The organism is Acinetobacter sp., assembly GCF_049284435.1.
Lineage (GTDB): Bacteria > Pseudomonadota > Gammaproteobacteria > Pseudomonadales > Moraxellaceae > Acinetobacter.
Genome location: NZ_JBAPXX010000126.1, coordinates 1 through 9,202, shown reverse-complemented (window position 1 = coordinate 9,202; position 9,202 = coordinate 1). Strand labels below are relative to the sequence as shown.

Sequence of the window (9,202 nt, the reverse complement as noted above, 5' to 3'; positions counted from 1 at the left end):
TTATTCTGTCGGGTGATATGGCACGTGAAGTGGCTAAAGAATACGGCGTGGATCCAAGGCGTTCTGCGGCACTGATGGATATTTTCTCTTGCGTTGTACAGGGTTTAATTCCTTATGGCGCACAGTTGCTACTTGCCTGCTCCATTGCAAAAATCTCGCCGGTGGAACTGATTGGCGGCGTGTACTATTGCTGGATTCTGGCCATCTTTGCCATGGCTGCAATTGCATTTAGATATCCGAAGATCAAAGCAAGCGCTTAACTTGATCATCTTTTCAAAATAAAAAAGCGACCGCTACAGGTCGCTTTTTTATTACCGGGAATGCTTTAACTGTTTCTTGCGTTGCAGCAAGGTTTGTCCAGTCGCAGTCTTATAGGCGCGCGCCAAGGCTGACTGATCGGAATAATCCAGCGCTTCGGCAATCTCGCTCAGACTCAGCCCCTGCTGTAATAAAATCTCGCAGCGTTTGATCCGCTGCTGTTCCAGCACTTTTTTAAATGATGTGTGATAGGTACTGAACAGGCGCTGCAAGCTTCGGGTCGACATTAACAACTGCTGGGCAAGCTGCTCAATTTTGATGGCCTGCTGCCGGGTTCGCAGCTGTTCAGCAATGATTTGCTGTGCCTGCTCCAGATGATTCTCAAGTGGTGGCTTGGCGGCAATCGCCTGTTCTGCCTGATGCACCAGCAACTGTAATAGCATCGGATCTGCCTGCTCAGACCGATGTGCCAGCCCTTGCAAATCTAGCTCTATGCCATAATAGGACTGAGAAAATTTAACCTCACTGGCAAAAAACTTTTGATAATGCATTTTCGCCATATCAGGCGCATGAGCAAAACGCACACAATGCAGTAACAGTTGATGATCCTGCAAAATGACGCGTCCCAACTGCACCATCGCGGCCATGGTCAGCTCATTTAACAGATTATATTTTTCATCCAGATAGGCCCAAAATAATTCAATACTGTGTTCACGCTGCTTCAATTGCAAAGGTACAAACTCACTGCCATCAATCACCAGTCGTTGAAAGCGCATGATATGGCGGATCATTTCCGAAACACTGCTGCTCCGCGAAGCCATATAACCGAGCACGCCAAAATGCTCCGGGCGAATGACCTGCACGATCTCGAAAATCAGTTGTGGACAGTTTAAATATTGCCGGGTTCTTAACAGAAGCTGATTTAATAATTCCAGCGGCACTTGCGTGGCAAAAGGCTGATCAATCAGGGTCGCAAGCGCTTCACGTACATCTTGCAGAAAGTCAGCTTCCAAAGGCTCAATTTGCAGACCGCGCAGATAGGTCGCCCAAAGCTGAATATAACCATTGGATATTTTAATTTCTTGCATGCGCGCTTCTCGCTGCCTGCTTTAGTCTGAGCAGTTTTATTTTCATTTGGCATAAAATGTATAAAAATTGGCAAGCACTGTCAAAACAATTACAGGATTCCCCGACATACTGTTCGCATCGTCATAAAAAAGAACGTACAAGATGAATGCAGTATTAAAATCTTTGATAAAGCCCGTAGTACGGACCCAGCTTGATTTTAAACTGGATGAAATTCCACGCTACTGGTTGGGCGGCGATCCCTTTCTGACCCGCATGTTGGATGCCTTGAGCCTGACATTTCCAGATGGCGAGCGTTATTTTATTCAGAGTGTGCGCCTGTTCCAGGATCAGATCACAGACCTGGAGCTGCAAAAACGTGTGGCAGATTTTATTCGTCAGGAAGCACAGCACGGCATTGCCCATGAAAAAATGAACCAGCTGATGCGTGAACAAGGCATGCCCGTAGATCAGTTCATTCAGCGCCTGAATTACATGATGAATTACGACTTGAAAAACCGCTCACCTGAATACAATATCGCGGTGACTGCTGCAGCAGAGCATCTGACTGCGCTAATGGCCGAGACTTTTTTTGGACAGAAAGATACGTTAAGAGATGCCCATCCTTTTGTTCGTGCCATGTTTGCCTGGCATGCGATTGAAGAAATGGAGCATCGTGATGTGGCTTTTGACGTGATGAAAGATGTCGCAAAAACACCTGAATGGATGCGTAAAATGACCCTGCTCAGCACGACATTTTTGATGTTTAGTTATACCACCTATCGCGCCAATGTCATGCTAAAACATGATGGCTTCAGTGTCTTAGAGCGTTTGCAAATGAACCTGAAAGGACTGCCTTGGTTGTTTGGTCGCAACGGAACTTTGACCCGCATGGGCCCACAATATCGGGACTGGTTTAAAAAAGATTTTCATCCCAGCCAGCATCCGGTCATTGCGCAATACGATGTATGGGTGAAGACTTTAACCGAAACCAATGACCCGATTCAGGCCGGTGAAGCCTTCTGGCAGGCAGCCAAAGATTAAGCTCAAATCAAAAAGCCTTCAAAATTGAAGGCTTTTAAATGACCCAAGATAATTTACCACTTGGCATAATGCTGCTCAAGCAAGGCATATTCATTCAATAAAATAATTTCCTGATCATCCTGCTGGATTGTTCCAGAAACCTTGGCTTGCCACTGACTAAACTGACTTCCGACCAAGCGCAGGTTCAGATTTTCATAACGCCGCCAGCCTGTACTCACTATCAGATTCAGTTTTTCATCCAGCGACTGAATCTTCCATTGGTTTTCCGATTCCTGCTGGAACAGCACATCGGCCAACGGATAAATCTTTCCATTGATCCACAGACAGTTTTCATTGCCAAAGCTTTCATTTACGCCTGAGGCCAGATTAATCCCAATCCGGTTCTGGTTCACATCCCAGAAATTACAGGACAGCCAGAACCAGGCCGTTTCCGGGCGCAAAAAGCCGCAGGTGTCATCCAGAGAAGCAAAGGTGCGTTCATTAAACTGGATGGTTTCACCCTGCTTGTTAATGAAAAAACCTTCACAACCCAAGGTAGTTAATTTCTGAGTATAGGTCCAGCCATTGATACCGGTCGGACTGCACATACTCAGTGGATCAGTTCCGGCACAAAAAATCCGGGCACTGAGTTTAATCTCGCCATATTTGCTGACGTTGATATAACGCACGCCGTTGGCATGCTGGATATCGATCTGAAAAGGTGATTTATGGAAATAACTATGATTAAACAGTGGCTGTTCATCCAGTACGGTGTTGCGTGACAGGAAATTAATTGCATTCCATTCCAGCACTTCATTGGTCATATGGTTATAGACATAGACAAAACCATGCCCTGCCCATGCAATATCGGCAATCGCCAGTCCAATCGTATAATGCTCGTGCTGAATACTACAGAATTTGAATTTTTTATATTTTAGATGCTTACGCCAGCCTGACAGTACATGACCATAAGGATTCTTGTATTGATATGCCTGATAGTCAATACTTTTTGGAAGCTCCTTGAAACGTCCATAACGCGGTTGTCCATTTGCCTGAATTAAATCCATTTAAGACATTCCATCTCAGTCAAAACTGTTTTTTCTTGGCAGTATTATGCCAATTATTAAATTTTGATAAAGAGATTTTTTAAATCACTTATCGAATCATCAAGCCAGCCGCAGGTTTAATTCAATCACAGACAGCTTTAAATCGTGAGATAAGTATTTTCCGAGCGATTACCACTGAAACTACCCTCTAACAGTTGTACGTAACGGCCATAAACCTGATCAATGGCAATACAGTCATCTACATCCAACACACGGTCAGTATGCTGTTTTTGCCAGTGCCGGGCGAAGTAAGCTTTACCACGCTGTTTGGCCACCATGGCATTCTGTGCGACCACCAGCACATAACGATGCAACTCGCCAAATTCACGTGGATCATAACCACCCAGATTAATCAGCCAAAGTTTTTCATCAGATTGCTGTGGCTGTGCATCAGTAAATTGCAGCGTATAGGATTTACCCTCGAACTCCAGCCCGTTAATTTGCGCCCAGGCATCAATATGCAAGCCTTTCTGTTCCGCAAACCAGGCATTTTTTAATTGCGGATAAGTATCTTCCAGACTCTCTCCCACTGCCAAGACCACATCATGAACTTCTGTATTGGCACGGGCATGACGACCACCGAGCATTACAATAAACAGGCTAGGCATTACATTTCCTTGTTAGCTTCAAGCTTTAAGATCATTTAATCAATGCGTGCCAGTATAGCGCAAAGCTATTCCATGATGATGTGGCTATCTGCCAAGGACAAATTTGCATAGTCAGCCTGACTAAATTTGCGCAAAACAGCATCAAGTCACTCTGTATCGATATCCATATCGAGGATCAGTTTAAACCTGTGTCAGGATCAAAAAACTATTTTCAGTGAATACAATTGGCTAGCGGATCATTTCCGATCATTTTCATCAGGATTTACAGCAGAAGATGATTATTTTTTTGTACAAAATACAAACACGGCTAAACCGCACAAATCTGTACAAATTTTCGCCCAAATTTCAATCTAAAGGCATATTTCGTTGACTGAAATGCGCTGAAAGACGATACTCTCAATGTTTTTATTTAAGCAAATCGGTTCAAAGAGGCTGGGCCAAAAGTTCGGTCCTCAGAAACTCAATCCAACGCAAGGGGCTATATATGGCTGGTGGAAAGTCAACTATCATTTACACACTGACCGACGAGGCGCCATTACTGGCGACTTATTCTCTGCTGCCGATCATTGAGACCTTTACTAAGCCAGCTGGCGTTGAGATCGTCAAAAGTGACATCTCTGTAGCTGTGCGCGTGCTCTCCGAATTTACAGATTACCTAAGCGAAGAGCAAAAGGTGCCTGACACTCTAGCTGAGCTAGGTCGTCTTACACAAGATCCAGACACGAACATTATCAAACTCCCAAATATCAGTGCTTCTGTTGGCCAGCTAACAGCGTGTATCAAAGAACTTCAGTCTAAAGGTTATGCAATCCCTGACTATCCTGAAAACCCGACCACTGAAGAAGAAAAAGCAATCAAGGCACGTTATAGCAAATGTCTTGGTTCAGCAGTAAACCCTGTTCTACGTGAAGGTAACTCAGACCGTCGTGCGCCTGCTGCCGTTAAAAACTACGTGAAAAAACACCCGCACTCTATGAGCGAGTGGAAACAGTGGTCTCAAACTCACGTTTCACACATGGACGAAGGTGACTTCTACCATGGCGAAAAGTCGATGACTTTAGACCGCGCCCGTGATGTGAAAATGGAACTGATCACCAAGTCTGGTGAAACCATTGTTCTAAAGCCAAAAGTTGCGCTTCTGGACGGCGAGATCATCGACTCAATGTTCATGAGCAAAAAAGCGCTTTGCGACTTCTACGAGAAAGAACTTGAAGACTGTCGTGAAGCAGGCATCCTGTTCTCTTTACACGTTAAAGCAACCATGATGAAGGTGTCTCACCCAATCGTCTTTGGTCACTGTGTAAGAATCTACTACAAAGAAGCATTCGAAAAACATGGCAAGCTTTTTGATGAGCTTGGCATTAATGTCAATAACGGTATGGCCGGCCTTTACGAGAAGATCGAGACACTTCCAACTTCTCAACGTGAAGAAATCATCCGTGACCTGCACGCTTGTCAAGAACACCGTCCAGCACTGGCAATGGTTGATTCAGCAAAAGGCATCACTAACTTCCACTCTCCTAACGACGTAATTGTAGATGCTTCTATGCCTGCAATGATCCGTGGTGGCGGTAAAATGTGGGGCGCTGACGGCAAACCTTATGACTGTAAAGCAGTTATGCCTGAATCTACATTCGCGCGTATTTACCAAGAAATGATCAATTTCTGTAAGTGGAATGGCAATTTCGATCCAAAAACCATGGGTACTGTACCGAACGTTGGTTTGATGGCGCAAAAAGCTGAAGAATACGGCTCACACGACAAGACTTTCGAGATCTCTGAAGCTGGTGTTGCAAACATCGTTGATCTTGAAACTGGCGAAGTGTTGATGTCACAAAACGTGGAAGAAGGCGATATCTGGCGTATGTGTCAGGTGAAAGACGCACCGATCCGCGACTGGGTGAAACTTGCAGTTACTCGTGCACGTAACTCTGGCATGCCAGCAATCTTCTGGCTTGACCCGTACCGTCCACACGAAAATGAACTGATCAAGAAAGTTGAAAAATACCTGAAAGATCACGACACCACTGGTCTTGATATCCAGATCATGTCACAAGTACGTGCAATGCGTTATACGCTTGAACGTGTTGCGCGCGGTCTAGATACTATTTCTGTAACAGGTAACATCCTGCGTGACTACCTGACTGACTTGTTCCCGATCATGGAATTGGGTACATCTGCGAAAATGCTTTCTATCGTGCCATTAATGGCAGGTGGCGGCATGTACGAAACAGGTGCAGGCGGTTCTGCTCCTAAACACGTACAGCAGTTAGTTGAAGAAAACCACTTACGTTGGGATTCACTCGGTGAATTCATGGCGTTGGCGGTATCTTTAGAAGAAATGGGTATTAAAGAAGGCAATGACGACATCAAGTTACTTGCTAAAACTTTAGACCAAGCGACTGGTAAATTGCTGGATAACGACAAGTCTCCTTCTCGTCGTACTGGCGAATTGGACAACCGTGGTAGCCATTTCTACCTGGCGAAATTCTGGGCTGAAGCTTTGGCTGCTCAAGACGAAAATGCTGAATTGAAAGCGAAATTTGCACCACTTGCAAAAACTTTAGCTGAAAATGAAGAGAAAATCGTTGCTGAGCTTGCAGAAGTTCAAGGCAAATCAGTCGACATCGGTGGTTACTACGCAGTTGACCAAGAGAAAGTAAATGCAGTGATGCGTCCAAGTGCAACTTTGAATGCAGCGCTTGAAACGATCTAAGCTTTTGCAAAACTGACTGAGTCAGTAGTGTAAAAAAACCGGCACTTAGGTGCCGGTTTTTTATTTACTGCCATTTCATATCAAATAAAAAAAAATCTTAAAAAGCTTATTAGGTAGACTTACCATTTCTTTCTAGCAATATAATAGTTTTAGGTTTTTTAATATTTTTATATTTTACGTTAGCTTCATTAATTTCGTTTATGAAATCAACCACATCTTTAAGTTGATTTTCAAGTACTAAGCATAGTAATGCTAGTGCAATAAACACCACCGAAACGAAGATAAATCCAATACTAACAAAAACTTGAATACTTCTAGAATAACCAAGCACCAATAAAAGCGCCATGCCTAATGAAGCAAAAACAAAATAACCTCCTATTAATACATAACGCCGAAAGGTGGCATTCAAAGACAAAAATGGCTTAACAGATAAATCTTTAGAGATATTTAATGTTTGCTCTTTTGTATAAGAAATATAATTAATCCCTTGATCAAATAAAAAAACCATATGATCAAAATTAACCAAATAGTTCTGATGAAACTCAATTAGTTTATTTACCAAGTTATGATCAACATTCGGACTTTTTGCAAGATCTTGCGCTGCTCTATCTAGTACTAACTGATTAACATTTCCACTGTCATAATATTTCTCAAAATATTGAATACTTGATACAAGCCTATCTGAAATCTTTTTATGCTTCAGGTTTGTTATTTCATGTCTTTTCAAAAACAATGTAATAATAGCTATCATCACCCCTGCTATCGGCGCAACAAGCTTCCAATCCATTTCCATTTATTAATCACTACGCAATTAATTAAGCTAGAACTATGATTTATCATTAGATTTTAATAATGTGAAGTACTTATTATTCAAATATTTATTTCAGGCAATAAAAAACCCCAAGACTGAATGTGCTTGGGGTTTTTTAGAATTTTGGTCCCGAGGGTCGGACTCGAACCGACACGTCATCTCTGACAGCGGATTTTGAGTCCGCCGCGTCTACCAATTTCACCACCTCGGGAGTGGATGAAAGGTATAATACGCGATTTCTCAGCACTGTCAACGCAGAATATTTGCATTTGTTTATTTTTAAAACAAATCGCATTTTTTCGTTTTAAAATCGAGCAATTCCCGCCATAAAAAAGAAAAAAGTTTATACTAGCCGCAGTTTTTTTAGCGTAAATCATCATGCAACTTTCTGATTTTAATTTTGATCTCCCCGATGAGCTGATTGCTCGCTATCCACTGGAAACACGCAGTGCCTCTCGCCTGCTGCACCTCGATGCCCAAGGTCAATATCATGACCATCAATTTACCGACATTCTGAATTTACTTGAAGACGGCGACTTGTTGGTATTGAACGACACCAAAGTCATGAAGGCCCGTTTAAAAGGTAAACGTGCTTCAGGCGGTGCAGTAGAAGTGCTGGTTGAGCGTATGCAAGATCGCTTTATTGCCTATTGCCATATCAAGGCCAGTAATACTCCGAAAGCCGGTGCAGAGCTTTTTATTGGCCCGGATGCAGTGAAAGTGACCGTACAAGGCCGTCATGAAAACCTGTTTATTGTAGAATTTTCACAACCGATTCTCGATGTGCTGGATCAATACGGCGCCTTGCCGATTCCGCCTTATTTCAACCGTGAAGCGGAAGAGATCGATACTGAACGTTATCAAACTGTATTTAATGACCCGACCAAACTGGCCAGCGTTGCAGCACCTACTGCCAGCCTGCATTTTGATGCTGACCTGCTGGCAAAATTAGAAGCCAAAGGGATTCAAAAAACCTTTGTGACCCTACATGTTGGTGCAGGTACTTTCCTGCCAGTGCGTACCGATGATATTCAAAATCACATCATGCACAGCGAATGGTGCGATGTCCCTGAAACTGCGGTCGAGATGATTCGCCAAACCAAAGCGCGTGGTAATAAAGTCATTTCCGTAGGCACAACTGCCACCCGTGCAGTCGAAAGTGCAGCACAAGCACATAACGGTGAACTGGCAGCCTGGACAGGTGATACCCAGATTTTCATTTATCCGGGTTATCAGTTTAAAGTGGTCGATCGTTTGATTACCAACTTCCATTTACCAGAATCGACCCTGTTAATGCTGGTGTCTGCCTTGTCCAACCGTGACAATATTCTCAATGCTTATAAGCATGCAGTAGACAGCAAGTATCGCTTCTTCAGTTATGGCGATGCCATGCTGGTTGATCAAGCACAATAAGCGAGAACCACTTCCATGCCGATCGAGTCTATACAACAGTCCATTCATATTCGTCGCAAGAAAAATGCAGTGGTGTTTCAGAATATCGCTCGGCTCTGGGAACTGGGTCAACAGGCAAAAACACATCAGCAACTGCTGGATGATCTGCATCCCTGGAATGGCCCGATTACGCTCAAGTTTGAAAATAACCTTCCGCTTGCGC

Annotated in this window: 7 protein-coding genes, 1 tRNA gene and 2 pseudogenes; 5 read left to right on the top strand and 5 right to left on the bottom strand. The window is 43.5% G+C overall.

The features are described from left to right. Positions 1-260, top strand: a pseudogene (locus tag WAK81_RS11040) (Na+/H+ antiporter NhaC family protein); the annotation flags it as partial. A 51-nt stretch (positions 261-311) separates the two neighbouring features. On the opposite strand, the gene WAK81_RS11035 reads toward WAK81_RS11040, so the two are convergent. Further along, positions 312-1,346: an AraC family transcriptional regulator ligand-binding domain-containing protein gene (locus WAK81_RS11035; RefSeq protein ID WP_422196848.1), complete on the bottom strand. Its 1,035-nt coding sequence runs from the start codon at positions 1,344-1,346 to the stop codon at positions 312-314. A 142-nt stretch (positions 1,347-1,488) separates the two neighbouring features. Between WAK81_RS11035 and WAK81_RS11030 the strand changes: the two genes are divergently transcribed. After that, the gene (locus tag WAK81_RS11030) at positions 1,489-2,367 is read left to right on the top strand and encodes a metal-dependent hydrolase (RefSeq protein WP_422196847.1); all 879 of its coding nucleotides are present in this window, start codon (positions 1,489-1,491) and stop codon (positions 2,365-2,367) included. Between the two features lie 53 nt (positions 2,368-2,420). On the opposite strand, the gene WAK81_RS11025 is transcribed toward WAK81_RS11030, so the two are convergent. Continuing rightward, complete coding sequence (locus WAK81_RS11025; RefSeq protein ID WP_422196846.1) at positions 2,421-3,413, bottom strand: DUF2804 domain-containing protein; 993 nt, start codon at positions 3,411-3,413, stop codon at positions 2,421-2,423. Between the two features lie 137 nt (positions 3,414-3,550). Further along, complete coding sequence (locus tag WAK81_RS11020) at positions 3,551-4,060, bottom strand: DUF1543 domain-containing protein (protein WP_422196845.1); 510 nt, start codon at positions 4,058-4,060, stop codon at positions 3,551-3,553. Between the two features lie 484 nt (positions 4,061-4,544). Between WAK81_RS11020 and WAK81_RS11015 the strand changes: the two genes are divergently transcribed. Continuing rightward, positions 4,545-6,776, top strand: a complete 2,232-nt coding sequence (locus WAK81_RS11015; protein ID WP_422196844.1) for an NADP-dependent isocitrate dehydrogenase — start codon at positions 4,545-4,547, stop codon at positions 6,774-6,776. 109 nt (positions 6,777-6,885) lie between these two features. Here WAK81_RS11015 and WAK81_RS11010 read toward each other — a convergent pair whose 3' ends face one another. Both WAK81_RS11010 and WAK81_RS11005 read right to left on the bottom strand, forming a co-directional pair. Beyond that, complete coding sequence (locus tag WAK81_RS11010; protein WP_422196843.1) at positions 6,886-7,569, bottom strand: hypothetical protein; 684 nt, start codon at positions 7,567-7,569, stop codon at positions 6,886-6,888. A gap of 142 nt (positions 7,570-7,711) precedes the next feature. Further along, positions 7,712-7,798: transfer RNA gene (locus tag WAK81_RS11005), tRNA-Leu, on the bottom strand. Between the two features lie 167 nt (positions 7,799-7,965). On the opposite strand from WAK81_RS11005, the gene queA reads away from it, so the two are divergent. Both queA and WAK81_RS10995 read left to right on the top strand, forming a co-directional pair. Continuing rightward, positions 7,966-9,000, top strand: a complete 1,035-nt coding sequence (queA, locus tag WAK81_RS11000; RefSeq protein WP_422196842.1) for a tRNA preQ1(34) S-adenosylmethionine ribosyltransferase-isomerase QueA — start codon at positions 7,966-7,968, stop codon at positions 8,998-9,000. A 15-nt stretch (positions 9,001-9,015) separates the two neighbouring features. Further along, positions 9,016-9,202, top strand: a pseudogene (locus WAK81_RS10995) (hypothetical protein); the annotation flags it as partial.

Excerpts from the sequence above, each read along its gene's own strand:
- WAK81_RS11025 (WP_422196846.1), bottom strand. The coding sequence starts at position 3,413 with ATGGATTTAATTCAGGCAAATGGACAACCGCGTTATGGACGTTTCAAG.
- WAK81_RS11020 (WP_422196845.1), bottom strand. The coding sequence starts at position 4,060 with ATGCCTAGCCTGTTTATTGTAATGCTCGGTGGTCGTCATGCCCGTGCC.
- WAK81_RS11030 (WP_422196847.1), top strand. The coding sequence starts at position 1,489 with ATGAATGCAGTATTAAAATCTTTGATAAAGCCCGTAGTACGGACCCAG.
- WAK81_RS11010 (WP_422196843.1), bottom strand. The coding sequence starts at position 7,569 with ATGGAAATGGATTGGAAGCTTGTTGCGCCGATAGCAGGGGTGATGATA.
- queA (WP_422196842.1), top strand. The coding sequence starts at position 7,966 with ATGCAACTTTCTGATTTTAATTTTGATCTCCCCGATGAGCTGATTGCT.
- WAK81_RS11015 (WP_422196844.1), top strand. The coding sequence starts at position 4,545 with ATGGCTGGTGGAAAGTCAACTATCATTTACACACTGACCGACGAGGCG.
- WAK81_RS11035 (WP_422196848.1), bottom strand. The coding sequence starts at position 1,346 with ATGCAAGAAATTAAAATATCCAATGGTTATATTCAGCTTTGGGCGACC.